Below are 16,122 nucleotides of genomic sequence, written 5' to 3' on the forward strand. Positions count from 1 at the left end.
CGGCCCTCTGGGAGCGCTCCCAGAGGACCGTTCTGTCAGGGACTAGCCCCCACCCCATCGAAGACCCGGAGCAGGCGGTCGGCCTTCCAGCGGGACTCGGCGTACTCCTCGGCCACGTCGGAGCGGACGGTGATGCCGCCGCCGGTGCCGAGCTCCCAGCTGCCGTCGCCGGCCGTGGTGAGGGTGCGGATCACGACCCCGAGATCGGCCTGGCCGTCGCCGGCGATCCAGCCGAACGCGCCGGCGTACGGACCGCGGGGGGTGGACTCGACGTCGCGGATGATCTGCATCGTCCGCAGCTTCGGGGCACCGGTCATCGAGCCGGCCGGGAACAGCGCCCGCAGCGCGCCGATCGTGGTGACGTCGTCGCGCAGGTGCCCGCGGACGGTGGAGACCAGCTGGTGCACGGAGGCGTACGACTCGACCTCCATCAGCACGGGCACCTCGACGGTGCCGACCTCGGCGACCATGCCGATGTCGTTGCGGAGCAGGTCGACGATCATCAGGTTCTCCGCGCGGAACCTCGGGTCCGTCGCCAGCTCTGTACGCAGCCGTTCGTCATCGGCGGGGGTCGCGCCGCGCGGGGTCGTGCCCTTGATCGGCTTGGTCTCGAGCACGCCCTGGCGGTCGATCGTCGCGAACCGCTCGGGCGAGGAGCTCAGCAGGTGGTGGCCCCGGTGCCGCAGGAAGCCGGCGTACGGCGCGGGGTTCAGCTCGCGCAGACGGAGGTACGCCGTCACCGGGTCGAGATCGCCGTTCACGCGGAGCCGGTGGGTGAGGTTGACCTCGTAGCTGTTGCCGGCGTGCAGCTGCTCCTGCACCTCGGCGAAGGCCGCGGCGTACTCCTCCGGGACGGCGACCTCGGGCAGGCGTCCGACCGGCGACGTGGTGACCACGACACGGTCCTCCGGATGCTGGAACACCTGCACCTGCCGGGTCCTCATCCACACCGCGTCCGGCATTGCCCCGGCGGGGCGGAGGAGGGCAGGCAGGTCGGGCCGGCACGCGTAGCCGAAGTAGCCGACCCAGTGCACGTCCGGAGAGTCGGCCGCGAGGTGTCCTTCGAGCACGTCGAACACGTCGTCGCCGACCACCTCGGAGTGTCCGGACGCGTGTCGGGTCACCTCGCGCCGTGCTGCGTCGTACGTCAGCGAGACGTCGTCGTCGTCGAGCACTCCCAGGAGCGAGCGCCGACCCGACCACGGCCGGGAGCCACCGCCGTCGAGCCAGAAGCAGCGATCGTGGGTCCGGGCGATCTCCCGGAACTGCGCCGCCGGGTCGCTCACCCGACCCCCTGCCGCTCGAGGGTCAGGAAGTTCGAGACCAGTCGCGCGCCGTGCTCGCTGAGCACCGACTCCGGGTGGAACTGGACGCCGGCCAGCGGGAGGCTCCGGTGGCGCACACCCATCACGATGTCTCCTCCGTCCGCTCCCGGACAGGTCGCGGTCACCACGAGAGCGTCGGGTACCTGCGTCGCGGCCAGCGAGTGGTAACGGACCACGGCGTACGGGGAGGGGATGCCGGCGAAGAGCCCCTCGCCGTCGTGGATGACCTCGGCGACGTCCCCATGGGCGGGCGTGACGCGCTCGACCAGCCCGCCGTACGTCGTGACCAGGCCCTGCATGCCGAGGCAGACGCCGAGCACCGGCACCGTCCCGGCCAGGAGCACGTCGCGTCCGACCGAGAAGTCCGCCGGATCGGCGGGGTGACCCGGGCCTGGCGAGAGCACGACCCGGTCGAAGGAGAGGACGTGCTCCGCCGTGGTGGCGTCGTGCTGGACGACCTCGGGGAGCAGGCCGGTGACGCTCGCGACCAGGTGCACCAGGTTCTGCGTGTAGGAGTCGTGATGGTCGACGACGACGACCCGCGGTGCCCCCTCCGCGCCTCTCCCCACGCGCGCAACCTACGCCCTTGACGAGGCGGACGAACAGGAGGATCGTTGCTATACACGCATCACGATGCGGATGACGCAACAAACGGGAGGGTGGAGGGTCCGGATGGCGCTGTCCGCCTTCGACCTGTACTCGGTCGGCATCGGCCCGTCCTCGTCCCACACCGTCGGGCCGATGCGCGCCGCGAAGCGCTTCGCCGACGGGCTGGCAGAGTCGGGCCGGCTGGGCGACGTACGCCGCATCCGCGCCGAGCTGTTCGGTTCGCTCGGGGCCACCGGGCACGGCCACGGCTCGCCCAAGGCGGTCGTCCTGGGCCTCGAGGGCGAGGACCCGGCGACCACGGACACCGACCGGGCCGAGGGGCGGCTCGACGAGATCCGTGCCTCGGGTTCGCTGATGCTCGAGGGCACCACCGCGGTCGCCTTCGACGTCGACGAGGACCTGGTGATGCACCGGCGGCGGAGCCTGCCGGCCCACCCGAACGGCATGACCTTCGCGGCGTACGACGCGGCCGACGCGGAGATCTGCGCCCGCACCTACTACTCGGTCGGCGGCGGGTTCGTCGTCGACGAGGAGGCCACCGGTGCCGACCGGGTCGTGGCCGACGAGACGCCCCTGCGGTTCCCGTTCACGACCGCGGCCGAGCTGCTCGCGATCTGCGCGCGCGAGGGGCTCTCGGTCAGCGAGGTGATGTTCGCCAACGAGGCGGCCTGGCGCTCCGAGACCGAGATCCGCGACGGGATGCTCCACCTCTGGTCGGTGATGGCGGAGTGCGTGCAGAGCGGCTTCCGGCACGAGGGCGTGCTGCCCGGCGGTCTGCGCGTGCCGCGGCGCGCGCCCGGCCTCCATCGCGACCTGTCGGCGCGGTGGGAGCACGGCGACCCCGACCCGTTGCAGGTCATGGACTGGGTCAACCTCTACGCGCTCGCGGTCAACGAGGAGAACGCCTCCGGCGGCCGGATCGTCACCGCCCCGACCAACGGGGCGGCCGGGATCATCCCCGCCGTGCTGCACTACTACGTGAAGTTCGTCCCGGGCGCGGACGACGACGGCATCGTCCGCTACCTGCTCACCGCCGCCGCCGTCGGCATCCTCTTCAAGACGAACGCGTCCATCTCCGGCGCCGAGGTCGGCTGCCAGGGCGAGGTCGGGTCGGCCTGCTCGATGGCCGCCGGCGGCCTGGCCGAGGTGCTCGGTGGCACTCCCGCCCAGGTCGAGAACGCCGCGGAGGTCGGGATCGAGCACAACCTCGGGCTGACCTGCGACCCGGTCGGCGGACTCGTCCAGATCCCGTGCATCGAGCGGAACGCGATCGCGTCGGTGAAGGCGATCAACGCTGCGCGGCTGGCCATCAACGGCGACGGCAGCCACAAGGTCAGCCTGGACAAGGCGATCAAGACCATGCGCGACACCGGCCGTGACATGAAGACCAAGTACAAGGAGACCGCGCGCGGCGGTCTCGCCGTCAACGTCATCGAGTGCTGACGTCCCGCTCGCGACCCGGATGGAGGAACCCGTGCCCCTCGCGACACGGATCGACGGCAAGCGTGTAGCCGCCGGAGTCAAGGAGGACCTCGCCGGCCGGGTCCGCCTGCTGCACGACCGCGGCGTACGTCCGGGGCTCGGCACGATCATCGTCGGCGACGACCCGGGCAGCCATGCGTACGTCGCCGGCAAGCACCGCGACTGCGCCGAGGTCGGCATCGCGTCGATCCGGGTCGAGCTGCCGGCGAGCGCGTCCCAGGCCGAGGTCGAGGCGGCCGTGCTGGCCCTGAACGACGACCCCTCGTGCACCGGCTTCATCGTCCAGCTGCCTCTTCCGGCGCACCTGGACATGCACCGCGTGCTCCAGCTGATCGACCCGGACAAGGACGCCGACGGGCTCCACCCCACCAACCTCGGCAAGCTCGTGCTCGGGATCGACGGGCCATTGCCGTGCACGCCGCGCGGGATCATCGAGCTGCTCCGGCAGCACGACGTACCCATCACCGGTGCTCGGTTCTGTGTGATCGGCTGCGGCATCACCGTGGGTCGGCCGCTCGGCCTGATGCTGACCCGGCCGACCGAGCACGCGACCGTCACGCTGTGTCACGAGGCCACCGTCGACGTCGCGGAGCACGCCCGCGCGTCGGACGTCGTGGTCGCCGCCGCCGGCGTCGCCCACCTGGTGCGTCCCGACTGGATCAGCCCCGGCGCCACGGTGATGTCCGTCGGCATCACCCGCACCATCGAGGGCATCCTCGGCGACGTTCACCCCGAGGTCGACTCCGTCGCCGGGAAGATCAGTCCGGCCACCGGCGGCGTCGGCCCGATGACCCGCGCGATGCTGCTGACCAACATCGTCGAGATCGCCGAGCGGTCGCTGAGCTGACGGGGATCTCCGAGTCCCACTGGTCACGGCCGCCGCGGCGGACGGCCACTGTTGTCACTTCTCAGGGGTTGCGGAGGCCGAGAAGTGACGGGATCCCCGGCCCACCGGGGATCCCGACGAGACCCGGGCTCAGCGGCGAGCGGTGAGCTGCCCGAGCAGGTCCCGGCGCCACTTCTCGGTCTCGGCGACCTGGTTGAAGGTGAAGACGTGCACGCCCTCGAGCCCGAGCTCCGGGGCGGCGAGCTCGGCGGCGCACTTCTGCAGGAACTTCTCGCCTGTGAAGCCGCCGGGCGCAGCGAGGCGGGCGAAGGTGCCCTTGTGCTTGACCAGGAACCGGGTCGACTCCCCCACGCCGATCTTGCCGGCCATCGCCAGCAGCTTGGTCCGGTCGACCGGCCCGGGTACGCCGAGGAGCAGCGGCAGCGTGATCCCTCGGGCGCGCATGCGGCGTACCCAAGTGGCGAGCACTGCCGGGTCGAAGGTCAGGTTGCTCACCACGTGGGTGGCGTAGCGACGCTTGTCCCACATCGACTGGATGGTCAGGTCGTCGGTGATCGTGGGGTGTGACTCGGGGTAGCCGGTGATGCCGACCTGGGTGAACGGATGGTCGATCTCGGCGAGGTCCTGGAGCAGGCTGAGTGCGTCGGGGTAGGCGCCGGGCGGGTCGGCGTCGCCCCCGGGCACGAAGATCCGGGTGATGCCCTTGCCGGCCAGCCGGTCGCAGATCTCGGCCAATTCGACCCGGTCGCGCACCATCCGGGCGGCGAGGTGGGGGATGGCGACGTACCCGTGCCCCGTGAGACGTTCTGCGAGGTCGAGGGTCGGCTCGAGCCCCTTGTTCGGTGAGGCCGTCACCGTGAGGGTGCGCTCGACGGGGACGTGCTCGAGGAGCTTGTCCTCGATCGTGGCCGTCGGCAGCACCTCGTAGCGGGTGTTCTCGAGCAGCCGGACCGTCGTGTCGGAGACCAGCGTTTTGTTGCGCATCATGCGACCTATTCCGTAATACGCACCGTTAGTCGCAGTCTAGGCACAGCGGACGGCTCCCGTCGACGGTAGGCGCCGCTCGATTTTCGAGCCGATGTCCACCCCTTCCGGTGATGACGGACGCGCGGGTCGTCGCGCGAGAATCCGGCGCATGCCCGCCGTCTCCGACAGGTTCGCCCCACCCACCGGACGACCACTCGGGAGGACGGCTCTGGACCTCGTCGGTGGCTTCGTCGTGCTGTGTGCCGCGACGGTGGCGGTCGGCTGGTTGCTCACCCATCCGCTCGCCGGCACGATGCGGCACGAGAACGGCGTGAACCGCTGGTTCGCCGACCAGCGGACCAGCGTGCTGACCCGGATCGCGGACGGCGGGACCCTGATCGGCGAGACGTACGTCGGCGGCATCGCACTGGTCGTTCTCGCTCTGGTCTTCGCCGTGTGGCGGCGTACCTGGTGGCCGCTGGTGTTCGTCGGCGTGCTGGATGCCGGGCTCGGGTTGTTCTACCTCGCCGGCACGACGCTCGATCCGCGCCGGAGACCGCCCGTGCGCATCCTTCAGGCCGGGCTGGTCCAGGACGCCAGCTTCCCGTCCGGCCACACCGGGACGGCGACGGCGATCGGCGGCGTCCTGGCCGCGCTGCTCTGGGCGTACACCAGGGTCGCGAAGCCGTTGCTGGTGCTGCTGGTCGTGGTGCCGGCGTACACCATGCTCGCTCGGCTGTACGTCGGCGCGCACCACGTCAGCGACGTGCTGACCGCGTTCGTGTACGCCGCGCTGTGGTTGCTGCTGTGCGCCCGGATGCTGCTGCCCGGACGGCCCGCGGGCCATCCGGATGACGCGCGACTCAGCGTGGTTCGAACCGCTTCGGGATGATCCCGAGCAGGGTGCCGAGGACGGCGACGAGGAACACCGCGACGCCCAGGCCGGCGGCCCAGTTGATGACGACCGAGAAGATCAGGGTCGCGATACCGGTCACCAGCACCGCCACTCCCGCGATCACGATCTGGCTCACGACGTGCCCCACCGCGACCACCCGGTCCTTGACCCTCGCGCCGAAGAGCCGGCGGTGCAGCATCACCGGCATCATGTTCAGCCCGAGCGCCAGGCCGGCGACCACGACCAGGCCGAGGTAGAGGCCCTTCTGGCTGGGGTCGAGACCCTCGAAGACCCGGGTGAAGGGCAGCGTCAGCAGGAAGCCGGACAGGAGCTGGAGCCCGGTCTGGGTGATCCTCAGCTCCTGGAGCAGCTCGCCCCAGTTACGGTCGAGCCGCTGGTTCTTGGACTCGTTGCGCCCGTCGGATCCCGGTGAGCCGGGCGAACCGGATGACCCGGGTGACGTGGTGGCCATGTCGCCTCCTCGTCGCACCCTAGCGTTCGTTGCGCGCCAGCTGGTCGCTGTTGAGCCGGTTCCGGTCCGGCTGGAAGCCGTGGTCGATGCCCCACAGGATCGCCCGCGACCGTGAGGTGACGCCGATCTTGCGATAGGCCGAGCGGATGTAGGACTTGATCGAGTTGATCGACAGCATCGTCGTCTCGACGATGTCGTTGTTCGAGAAACCCTGCGTGATCAGCGACAACACCTCGGACTCCCGGGCCGTCAGGCCCTCCTCGCGCCCCGGCCAGTCTCCGCCGACCAGCGGACCGTGGCCGGAGTCCTGGAGCCGCACCGGCTTGCCGGCGTGGATGCGCTCGAGGGCGTCGACCAGGTCGGACGCGGCGAGCCGCTTGCTGACGTACGCCGAGATGCCGGGCACCCTCGCCACCGCCACCGACGGGTCGTCGGCGCTCCAGGTGTAGACGACGACCTTGGCGATCCGCGGGTCCTTCACCAGCCGGGCGATCCGCTCCCGGTCACGGAAGCTCTGCGCGAAGGTGTCGAACAGCGCGATGTCCACGCTGGCGGTCGGATGGGCGTTGGCGTCGACCTCCACGACCTGGATCCGGTCGGCGTACGAGCGCAGCATCGACGCGAGGCCGTGGACGACGACCTCGTAGTCGTTGACGATCGCGAGTCGGATGGTCACCGCGGACGAGTATGGGCCCGACCACGCCACACGTGCTCACCTGTAGGGGTGTATGCAAGGCCCCGCACTCCGGGAACCGTTGTGGTCGACCCACCTCTCGGTGGCCAGAAGTAGGGAGTGTGTTTCCACATGGCGATCCTCGGATTGATTCTGCTGATCATCGGTCTGATCATCGGCCTCGGCTGGCTCTGGATCCTCGGTCTGATCCTGCTGATCGTCGGGCTGGTCATGAACTTCGTCCCCGTGGGTGGCACCCGGCGTCGCTGGTACTGACCCCCCGGTCCATCCGATCCCACTGCGACCCCCGCAACCGAGAGGCGGGGGTCGTGGTGTGTCCGGAGCGCGGAACGAGCGTCGCCGGTCCGTCCTAGAGTCGGCGCGTGAGCCTCCACCTGCACCGAGCGGTCCGCGCCGACGCGCTGGCCGACGGGCTGGGCCGGCTCCTGGCGATTCCGCTGCCTGACCCGTTCGCGAGCGAGCTGGTCGTCGTGCCGGCGCGTGGGATGGAGCGGTGGCTGAGCCAGCGCCTCTCGCACGTGCTCGGCGCCGGACCGTCCGGCGACGGCGTCTGTGCCGCCGTGGCGTTCCGGTCGCCCGGCTCACTGGTCGCCGAGCTGCGATCGAGCGAGAGCAGGGGCACGCAGGACGAGGACCCGTGGGCGCCGGACGCTCTCACCTGGCCGTTGCTCGAGGTGCTCGACGCCTGTCTCGACGAGCCATGGGCCGAGACGCTCGCGCGTCACCTCGGTCACGGTCAGTCCGGCGAGGAGGCCGACCTCCGGCTCGGCCGCCGCTTCTCGGTCGCCCGTCGGCTCGCCGGGCTGTTCGCGTCGTACGCCGGGCAGCGGCCGTCGCTGGTCGCCGCCTGGTCGGCAGGCGACGACACCGACGGCAACGGTCGGCCGATCCCCCGCGACCTGGCCTGGCAGCCCCAGCTCTGGCGGCGGCTGGTCGAGCGGGTCGACGCCCCGTCACCCCTCGCGCGCCACCGGCACACGGTCGAGCTGCTGCGGGAGGACCCGGAGGCGTTCGACCTCCCGATCCGGCTCTCCCTGTTCGGCCACACCCGGCTGTCGGTGACGGAGATCGAGCTGCTGACCGCGCTCGGGGGCGGACGCGACGTCCACATCTGGCTGCCACACCCGTCGCCGGCCCTGTGGGACGCGCTCGCCGGTCGTGCCGGCGCGGTCGAACGGTCCGCCGACGACAGCCACCAGGTGGTGCGCCATCCACTGCTGTCGAGCCTGGGCCGCGACACCCGGGAGCTCCAGCGTGCGCTGGCTGCCGCCGAGCCCGCGAGCGACGCCGAGGAGCCGGGGCCGGTCACCCCGGACACCCTGCTCGGATGGCTGCAGGCCGACCTCGCCGCCGATGAGGCGCGGCCGTCCGGGCGCACGCTGGCTCCGGACGACCGGTCGGTCCAGGTGCACGCCTGCCACGGGGTCGCGCGGCAGGTCGACGTGCTCCGCGAGGTGCTGCTCGGCCTCCTCGCCGACGATCCCACGCTCGAGCCGCGCGACGTGCTGGTGATGTGCCCGGACGTCGACACCTACGCGCCGCTGGTCGAGGCGGGCTTCGGGCTCGGGGACGTCGTCGGTGCCGCCGGACACCCGGCGCACCGGCTGCGGGTGCGGCTCGCCGACCGTTCGCCGGTCCAGACCAACCCGCTGCTCGCGGTCGGGCGCGCCCTGCTCGACATCGCCGGCGGCCGCGCGCCCGCGACGCAGGTGCTCGACCTCGCGCGCGCCGAGCCGGTGCGGCGCAGGTTCGGCTTCAGCGACGACGACCTGGAGCAGCTCGACACCTGGGCGCGTGAGTCCGGGGTCCGGTGGGCCTTCGACGCCGAGCACCGCGCCGACTTCGGCCTCTCGTCGTACGTCGCGAACACCTGGGAGTTCGGGCTGGACCGACTCCTCACCGGCGTCGCGCTCTCCGACGACTCCTCCGCGTGGCTCGACCGCGCGCTGCCGCTCGACGACGTCGGCAGCGCCCAGGTCGACCTGGTCGGCCGCCTGACCGAGTACGTCGACCGGTTGCGGATCGCGACCGACCGGCTCACCGGCAGGCATCCCCTCGAGCACTGGCTGGCCGCGCTCGACGACGGCGTGGCCTCCCTGACCGCGGTGTCGTCCCTCGACGGCTGGCAGCCCGGCCAGGTTCAGCGGGAGCTTGGTCGCGTGCGGCGCGCGGCCGCCGGTCTCGGGGACGTCGACCTGAGGCTGCCCGACGTGCGCGCGCTGCTGTCCGACCGGCTGGCCGGCCGACCCACCCGCGCCAACTTCCGCACCGGCACCCTGACGGTCTGCACGATGGTGCCGATGCGGTCGGTCCCGCACCGCGTCGTCTGCCTGCTCGGGCTCGACGACGGGGTGTTCCCCCGGCAGGGGTCGGTCGACGGTGACGACGCGCTCGCCCGCGACCCGATGACCGGCGAGCGTGACGCCCGTAGCGAGGACCGCCAGCTGTTGCTCGACGCGATCCTGGCGGCGACGCAGACGCTGGTGATCACCTACACCGGAGCCAACGAGTTCTCCGGACAGCCGCGGCCACCCGCTGTACCCCTCGGTGAGGTGCTCGACGCCCTCGACACGACAGCATCCACGGCCGACGGCCGCGCGGTCTCCGAGGCCGTCATCGTGCGCCACCCGCTGCAGCCGTTCGACGCACGCAACGTGTCACCGGGTGGGCTGGTTCCGGGGACGACGTTCTCCTTCGACGCCGCGGCGGCCGACGGGGCCCGCGCGGCGACCGGGCCGCGCACGCCGGCGGTGCCGTTCCTCGACGGTCCCCTCGTCGGCACCGACGCGGACGATGTGTCGCTGGCCGACCTGGTGCGCTTCTGGACCGACCCGGTCAAGGGGTTCCTGGGGCGTGACGGCGCCGACGTCGCGCTGCCCGCCGACGAGGACCAGCCCGAGGCCGCGCTCCCGGTCGAGATCGACAGCCTCGCCCAGTGGGCCGTCGGCGACCGGGTGCTCACCGACCTCCTCACCGGACTCGACCCCTCGGTGGTGAAGCAGCGCGAGTGGCGCCGCGGCGAGCTGCCGCCGGGCCAGCTCGGCTGGCGGATGCTCGGCTCCATCCTCGACCGGGCCGGACCGCTGCACATGGCTGCCTCCGAGCTGCGGACGACGAGACCCCGCGCCGTCGATGTCGCGGTGGACCTCGGCGGCGGTCGCCGGCTCGTCGGCACCGTGCCGGAGGTGTACGGCGACCGGTTGGTGCCGGTGACCTACTCCCGGCTCGGCGCGAAGCACCGCATCGCGTCGTGGGTCAACCTGCTCGCGCTCGCCGCGTCCGACGACGACCACAACTGGACGGCGCACACGATCGGCCGGCCACACAGCCGCTCCCGTCACGACGTCGCCACCTCGCTGCTCGGGCCGCTCGACCACACTGCGCGCGACCTGCTCCGTGACCTCGTGTCCCTGCGCGACCACGGACTGCGGGCGCCGCTGCCTCTCCCGCTGAAGGCCTCGCTCGGCTACGCCCGCGCTCGTCGTGCTCATGCCGACGTCCCCGACGCGCTGGTCAAGGCCGGCTACGACTGGAGGGACGGGAAGTTCCCCGGTGAGCAGTCCGAGCCGGCGGTGCTGAAGATCTGGGGCCGCATCGACGAGCCGCCCGAGGTCGCCGACGCCCCGGTGGAGGGCGAGGAGTTCCCGGGCGAGACCGGGCGGTTCGGAGCCCTCGCCATGCGCGTCTGGACCCCCCTCATCGAGGCAGAGCAGGGCAGCTGGTGAAGTCGTTCGACCTGGCTGGCCCGCTCCCGACCGGGACGACGTTGCTCGAGGCGAGTGCCGGCACCGGCAAGACGTTCACCGTCGCCGCCCTCGTCGCCCGGTACGTCGCGGAGCAGGGCGTGCCGCTAGACCAGCTGCTGGTGATCACCTTCGGACGCGCGGCCAGCCAGGAGCTGCGCGAGCGGGTGCGTGACCAGCTCGTCCAGGCCGAGCGCGCTCTCGCCGACCCCGCGTCGGCCGACCGCGACCACCCCGTGGTCGCCACGCTCCTGGAGCGCGATGTCGAGCTCCGTCACCGGCGCCTGCGCGACGCGCTCGCGTCGTTCGACTCGGCGACGATCGCGACGACCCACCAGTTCTGCCAGACAGTCCTCCGCTCCCTGGGCGTCGCCGGCGACACCGACACCGGGGCGGCACTCGTGGAGTCGCTCGACGACCTGGTGACCGAGGTGGTCGACGACGTCTACCTCCGGTGCTTCGGGCAGCTCACCACCGACCCGCCGTTCTCGCGCGCGACGGCGCTGACCCTCGCCCACACCGTGGTCGGCGACGCCCACGCCCGGCTGGCCGCGGTCGACGACCCTTCGACAGGCTCAGGACAACGCCCCGAGTCGGAGGCCGGGCAGCGGGTCGCGTTCGCCACCGAGGTGCGCGACGAGATCGACCGCCGCAAGCGGCGCCTCGGCATCCTGTCCTACGACGACCTCCTCGGCCGGCTCGCCGACGCCCTGATCTCCGACGACGCACCCGCCTGCGAGCGGATGCGGCAGCGCTGGCGGATCGTGCTGGTCGACGAGTTCCAGGACACCGACCCGAAGCAGTGGGAGGTGCTCGACCGGGCCTTCTCCGGTCACGCCACGATGGTGCTGATCGGCGACCCGAAGCAGGCGATCTACGCCTTCCGCGGTGGCGACGTCGTCACCTATCTGGGCGCGGCGGCGACGGCCACCACGCAGGCCACGCTCGACGTCAACCGCCGTAGCGACGCCGACCTCCTGTCCCGGCTGCAGGTGGTGCTGCGCGGCGCCGCACTCGGCGACGAGCGCATCGTGGTCCGCGACGTCACTGCCGCCCATCAGGGATCGCGACTGGTGGGCGCGCCGTCGCCCTCGCCGTTCCGGCTGCGCCAGGTGGAGCGGCGGGGCTTCAAGCTGGCGAAGGGGCTGATCCGGGCCGACGACGCGCGGCGGCACATCGCGACCGATTGCGCCGGTGACATCGCGGCGCTGCTCGCCTCCGACGCGACCTGGGACGGCGAGCCGATCCAGGCCAGGCACGTCGCGGTGCTGGTCGGCGAGTGGTCACAGGCCGAGCTGGTACGCCGTGCGCTCGCCGACCGCGGCGTGCCGGCCGTGGTCGGTGGTGGCACCAAGCTGCTCACCTCTCCGGCCGGCGACGAGTGGCTGTGCCTGCTCGAGGCGCTCGAGCAGCCGCACCGCGCCGGCCGGGTCAGGGCCTGTGCGCTGACGTCGTTCCTGGGCCGCACGCTGACCGAGCTCGATGCCGGCGGCGACGCGCTCACCGACGAGATCGCCGACCGTCTGCGCGGTTGGGCACTGCTGCTGCGCGGTCGGGGCGTGGCCGCCCTGTTCGAGGCGACCGAGGAGCGGGGACTGACCGCCCGGGTGCTGGGCACCGTCGGCGGCGAGCGTCTGCTGACCGACCTGCGGCACGTCGCCCAGACCTTGCACGAGACCTCCCGCCGGGAACACCTCGGGCTGACGGGCCTCCTGGAGTGGCTGCGCTCGGAACGCGAGGCCTCCTCGCAGGAGCGCGTGCGACGGCTCGACAGCGACGCCGCGGCGGTGCAGATCACGACGGTGCACCAGAGCAAGGGGCTCGAGTACCCCGTCGTCCACCTCCCTTTCGTCTCCATGAAGTACGTCTGGCCGGTCGACGTCGCCCGCTACCACGACGCCGACGGCACCCGGATGCTCGACGTCGCCGGCGGCGGTTCCGTGTGGGCGGAGCACGAGCGGGCCCATCTCGGCGAGGAGGCGGGGGAGGAGCTGCGCGACCTCTACGTCGCGCTGACCCGCGCCCAGTCGCAGGTCGTCACCTGGTGGGCGCCGACCCGCAACACCCCCGACGGTGGGCTGCACCGGCTGCTGTTCGGGCGGCAGCCGGGGCAGGCCGACGTGCCCGACAGCCAGGGCGTGAAGGACGACCCGTACGTCACCAAGATCCTGGGGCTCCTCGACGAGCTCGGTGGTCCGTCGCCGGAGCTCTCGGTGATCTCGTCCGGGGCGCCGGCGGCCGTCGCCGACCCGGTCGGTGAGCTTGCGGCGAGGGTCTTCGACCGTGACGTCGACACCGAGTGGCGCCGCACGTCGTACTCCGGCCTGATCCGGGTGCAGGAGCAGCCGACGGGGGTGAGCTCCGAGGCCGAGGTCGAGCCGCGTGACGACGAGTACGACGCGGAGGAGCCGGCAGCCTTCGCGACCGAGACCCATCCGGGAGTCCCGTCGCCGATGGCCGAGCTGCCGTCCGGGGCGAGCCTCGGCAGCCTGGTCCACGGGGTCCTCGAGCTGGCCGACCCCGAGGCGCCCGACCTGCGCGACGAGCTCCTCGCGCAGACGCGCGAGCAGCTGCACTGGTGGCCGGTCGGTGTCGAGCCGGACGAGATCGCCGACGCCCTGTTGCCCTCGCAGCACACCCCGCTCGGTCCGCTGGCGTCCGGGCTCCGGCTGGTCGACATCCCGCTGCGCGACCGGTTGTGCGAGCTCGACTTCGAGTTCCCGCTGACCGGGGGCGACCGGCCCGCAGCCTCCAGAGCCGGCGTACGCCTGGGAGACGTGGCCGGGCTCCTGCGCACGCACCTGGCCACCGACGACCCGCTCGCGTCCTACGCCGACCAACTGGTCGGTCCGCTCGGTGAGCAGGCCCTGCGGGGTTACCTGTCGGGGTCGATCGACGTGGTCCTGCGCGTGCCCGGCGCTCGTGACGCCGACGCCGGCCACCGGTACGTCGTGGTCGACTACAAGACCAACCTGCTCGGCGAGCCGGGCACCCCCGTGACCTCGGCCGACTACGGACGCGCAGAGATGGCAGGGGCGATGCTGCACAGCCACTACCCGCTGCAGGCGCTGCTCTACTCCGTCGTGCTCCACCGCTTCCTGCGGTGGCGGCTCCCGGCGTACGACCCGGAGAGCCACCTCGGCGGCGTGCTCTACCTCTTCCTGCGCGGCATGTGCGGGCGCGAGACACCGGTCGTCGACGGACACGTCGCGGGGATCTTCGACTGGTCACCGCCGGCTGCCCTGGTGTCGGACCTCAGCGACCTGCTCGAGGGTGCAGAGCGGGGGGCGGTGCCGTGATCGAGCCCTTCGCGACAGACGACCCGCGCGACCGTCGCTACGCGCTCGGGATGACCGGTGTGCTCGGGCGCTTCAACGCCGCGGGCGTGGTCGAGGCGGCCGACGTCCATGCGGCCCACCGCATCCGGACGCTCGCCGCCGAGCCCGACGACGACGTGGCCCTGGCCGTCGCCCTTGCCGTGCGGTCGCTGCGGCACGGGTCGGTCTGCCTCGACATGGCCGGGCTCACCTCCGACCCACTGCCCGACGGTCTGGCCTGGCCGGGCCGCGAGTGGCTGGACAAGGTCGCCGCCAGCAGCATTGCCCGGGCCGGCGTGGTGCGTGTCGAGGACGGCGTGCTCTACCTCGATCGCTACTGGCGCGAGGAGTGTCAGGTCCGCGACGACCTGGTCGCCCGGCTCTCCCTGCCGCCGCCGGTGGTGGACGACTCGCGGCTCGAGGTGCTGGCCGCGACCTTCTTCGGCGAGCGGTACGTCGAGCAGCGCGCCGCGGCCCTGGCCGCCGCCAGGCAGTGGACGACCGTGCTGACCGGCGGGCCGGGGACCGGCAAGACCACCGCGGTGGCGGGACTGCTCGCGCTGCTGGCCGACCAGTCCGACCGACCGCTCCGAGTGGCACTGACCGCGCCGACCGGCAAGGCGTCGGCCAGGCTCCAGGAGGCGGTGCGCACGGCGCTCGCGGGGCCGGCGTTCGACGACCACCGCGAAGCAGTGGGCGAGCCTTCCGCCCGTACGCTCCACCGGCTGCTGGGCTGGAAGCGGGGGAGCCGAAACCGTTTCCGCCACGACCGCCGCAACCGGCTGCCGCACGACGTGATCGTGGTCGACGAGACATCGATGGTGTCGCTGACGATGATGGCCCGCCTCGTCGAGGCGGTGCGGTCCGACTGCCGGCTGGTGTTCGTCGGCGACCCCGACCAGCTGGCCTCGGTCGAGGCGGGTGCGGTCCTCGCCGACCTGGTCGACGGGTTGAGCCGTCGCGGCGCCGGCGTGGTCACCGCGCTGGAGACCTCACACCGCTTCGGTCCCGAGATCGGTGGCCTGGCCGAGGCGGTCCGCGCCGGGAACGCCGACCGCGTGGTCGACCTGCTCGCAGCCGGCGGCGGCCACGTCGAGCTGCTCGACGCCTCCGATCCGGCGGTCCTCGCCCGGTTGCGCGAGCGCCTGGTCCGCCATGCACTGCGTCTCCGTGAGGCTGCGTCGTCCGGCGACGCGGCAGGGGCGATCGCGATCCTCGAGCAGCACCGCCTGCTGTGCGCCCACCGCGATGGGCCGTGGGGGGTCGGTCACTGGAACCGTCTGGTCGAGCGGTCGCTTGCCGAGCGCACCGGGCTGCCGATCGGCGGCGGGCACGAGTGGTACGCCGGGCGGCCGCTGCTGCTGACCAGCAACGACTACGGCCTCGACCTGTTCAACGGCGACGCCGGCGTGGTCGTCGCCGGCGGCGACGGGGTCCGAGCCGCGATCGCGATGCCGGGACACCATCGCGACCTGGCCACGTCGCGGCTCACCGACGTCGAGACCATGCACGCGATGACGGTGCACAAGAGCCAGGGCAGCCAGGCCGAGGAGGTCACCGTGCTGCTGCCACCGGACGACTCGCGTCTGCTGACCCGGGAGCTGCTCTACACCGCGGTGACCCGCGCCGAGCGGAAGGTGACCGTGGTGGCCACGCCCGACGCCGTACGCCTGGCGGTGCAGCGACCGGCGCAGCGGGCGAGCGGGCTGGCCGGGCGGCTCGCCCACGGGGCGGAAAACCGGGCCGAGCGTTCGTGACGGGTGGTTAGGGTC

The 16,122-nt window shown here is 72.3% G+C and carries 12 protein-coding genes; 7 read left to right on the plus strand and 5 right to left on the minus strand.

Features of this window, described 5'->3' with window-relative positions; genetic code table 11:
• Positions 1 to 35: 35 nt before the first annotated feature.
• Both VGK78_RS19400 and VGK78_RS19405 read right to left on the minus strand, forming a co-directional pair.
• Complete coding sequence (locus VGK78_RS19400) at positions 36 to 1,286, minus strand: anthranilate synthase component I family protein (RefSeq protein WP_331529385.1); 1,251 nt, start codon at positions 1,284 to 1,286, stop codon at positions 36 to 38.
• Positions 1,283 to 1,894, minus strand: coding sequence for an aminodeoxychorismate/anthranilate synthase component II (locus tag VGK78_RS19405; RefSeq protein WP_331529386.1), 612 nt, complete (start codon positions 1,892 to 1,894; stop codon positions 1,283 to 1,285). Before VGK78_RS19405 ends, VGK78_RS19400 begins: the two co-directional genes overlap by 4 nt.
• A gap of 103 nt (positions 1,895 to 1,997) precedes the next feature.
• On the opposite strand from VGK78_RS19405, the gene VGK78_RS19410 reads away from it, so the two are divergent.
• Positions 1,998 to 3,377 (plus strand): L-serine ammonia-lyase, encoded by a 1,380-nt coding sequence (locus tag VGK78_RS19410; protein ID WP_331529387.1) that lies wholly within the window; start codon positions 1,998 to 2,000, stop codon positions 3,375 to 3,377.
• Between the two features lie 31 nt (positions 3,378 to 3,408).
• Positions 3,409 to 4,263 (plus strand): bifunctional methylenetetrahydrofolate dehydrogenase/methenyltetrahydrofolate cyclohydrolase, encoded by an 855-nt coding sequence (locus tag VGK78_RS19415; RefSeq protein WP_331529388.1) that lies wholly within the window; start codon positions 3,409 to 3,411, stop codon positions 4,261 to 4,263.
• Positions 4,264 to 4,392: 129 nt separating this feature from the next.
• Here the strand turns inward: VGK78_RS19415 and VGK78_RS19420 are convergent, their stop codons facing one another.
• A complete protein-coding gene (locus tag VGK78_RS19420; protein ID WP_331529389.1) occupies positions 4,393 to 5,250 on the minus strand; it encodes a methylenetetrahydrofolate reductase in 858 nt (285 codons plus the stop codon).
• 148 nt (positions 5,251 to 5,398) lie between these two features.
• Between VGK78_RS19420 and VGK78_RS19425 the strand changes: the two genes are divergently transcribed.
• Positions 5,399 to 6,121, plus strand: a complete 723-nt coding sequence (locus VGK78_RS19425; protein ID WP_331529390.1) for a phosphatase PAP2 family protein — start codon at positions 5,399 to 5,401, stop codon at positions 6,119 to 6,121.
• On the opposite strand, the gene VGK78_RS19430 is transcribed toward VGK78_RS19425, so the two are convergent.
• Complete coding sequence (locus VGK78_RS19430) at positions 6,093 to 6,596, minus strand: DUF6328 family protein (protein ID WP_331529391.1); 504 nt, start codon at positions 6,594 to 6,596, stop codon at positions 6,093 to 6,095. The genes VGK78_RS19425 and VGK78_RS19430 overlap by 29 nt on opposite strands.
• Before the next feature lie 19 nt (positions 6,597 to 6,615).
• Entirely contained in the window at positions 6,616 to 7,272 is a 657-nt protein-coding gene (locus tag VGK78_RS19435) for a response regulator transcription factor (protein ID WP_331529392.1), read from the minus strand.
• A gap of 129 nt (positions 7,273 to 7,401) precedes the next feature.
• Here VGK78_RS19435 and VGK78_RS19440 point away from each other — a divergent pair, with 129 nt between their 5' ends.
• The 4 genes from VGK78_RS19440 to recD all read left to right on the plus strand — a co-directional run bounded on the left by VGK78_RS19440 (position 7,402) and on the right by recD (position 16,107).
• The gene (locus VGK78_RS19440) at positions 7,402 to 7,545 is read left to right on the plus strand and encodes a hypothetical protein (protein ID WP_331529393.1); all 144 of its coding nucleotides are present in this window, start codon (positions 7,402 to 7,404) and stop codon (positions 7,543 to 7,545) included.
• 107 nt (positions 7,546 to 7,652) lie between these two features.
• A complete protein-coding gene (gene recC, locus VGK78_RS19445) occupies positions 7,653 to 11,015 on the plus strand; it encodes an exodeoxyribonuclease V subunit gamma (protein WP_331529394.1) in 3,363 nt (1,120 codons plus the stop codon).
• A complete protein-coding gene (locus VGK78_RS19450; RefSeq protein WP_331529395.1) occupies positions 11,012 to 14,332 on the plus strand; it encodes a UvrD-helicase domain-containing protein in 3,321 nt (1,106 codons plus the stop codon). The genes recC and VGK78_RS19450 overlap by 4 nt, the downstream gene beginning before the upstream one ends.
• On the plus strand, positions 14,329 to 16,107 hold the full coding sequence (gene recD, locus VGK78_RS19455) for an exodeoxyribonuclease V subunit alpha (RefSeq protein ID WP_331529396.1): 1,779 nt from the start codon (positions 14,329 to 14,331) through the stop codon (positions 16,105 to 16,107). Before VGK78_RS19450 ends, recD begins: the two co-directional genes overlap by 4 nt.
• Positions 16,108 to 16,122 lie beyond the last annotated feature (15 nt).

It is taken from the genome of Nocardioides sp. (genome assembly GCF_036503465.1).
Taxonomy (GTDB): domain Bacteria; phylum Actinomycetota; class Actinomycetes; order Propionibacteriales; family Nocardioidaceae; genus Nocardioides.

Excerpts from the sequence above, each read along its gene's own strand:
- VGK78_RS19425 (WP_331529390.1), top strand. The coding sequence starts at position 5,399 with ATGCCCGCCGTCTCCGACAGGTTCGCCCCACCCACCGGACGACCACTC.
- VGK78_RS19410 (WP_331529387.1), top strand. The coding sequence starts at position 1,998 with ATGGCGCTGTCCGCCTTCGACCTGTACTCGGTCGGCATCGGCCCGTCC.
- VGK78_RS19420 (WP_331529389.1), bottom strand. The coding sequence starts at position 5,250 with ATGATGCGCAACAAAACGCTGGTCTCCGACACGACGGTCCGGCTGCTC.
- VGK78_RS19430 (WP_331529391.1), bottom strand. The coding sequence starts at position 6,596 with ATGGCCACCACGTCACCCGGGTCATCCGGTTCGCCCGGCTCACCGGGA.
- VGK78_RS19440 (WP_331529393.1), top strand. The coding sequence starts at position 7,402 with ATGGCGATCCTCGGATTGATTCTGCTGATCATCGGTCTGATCATCGGC.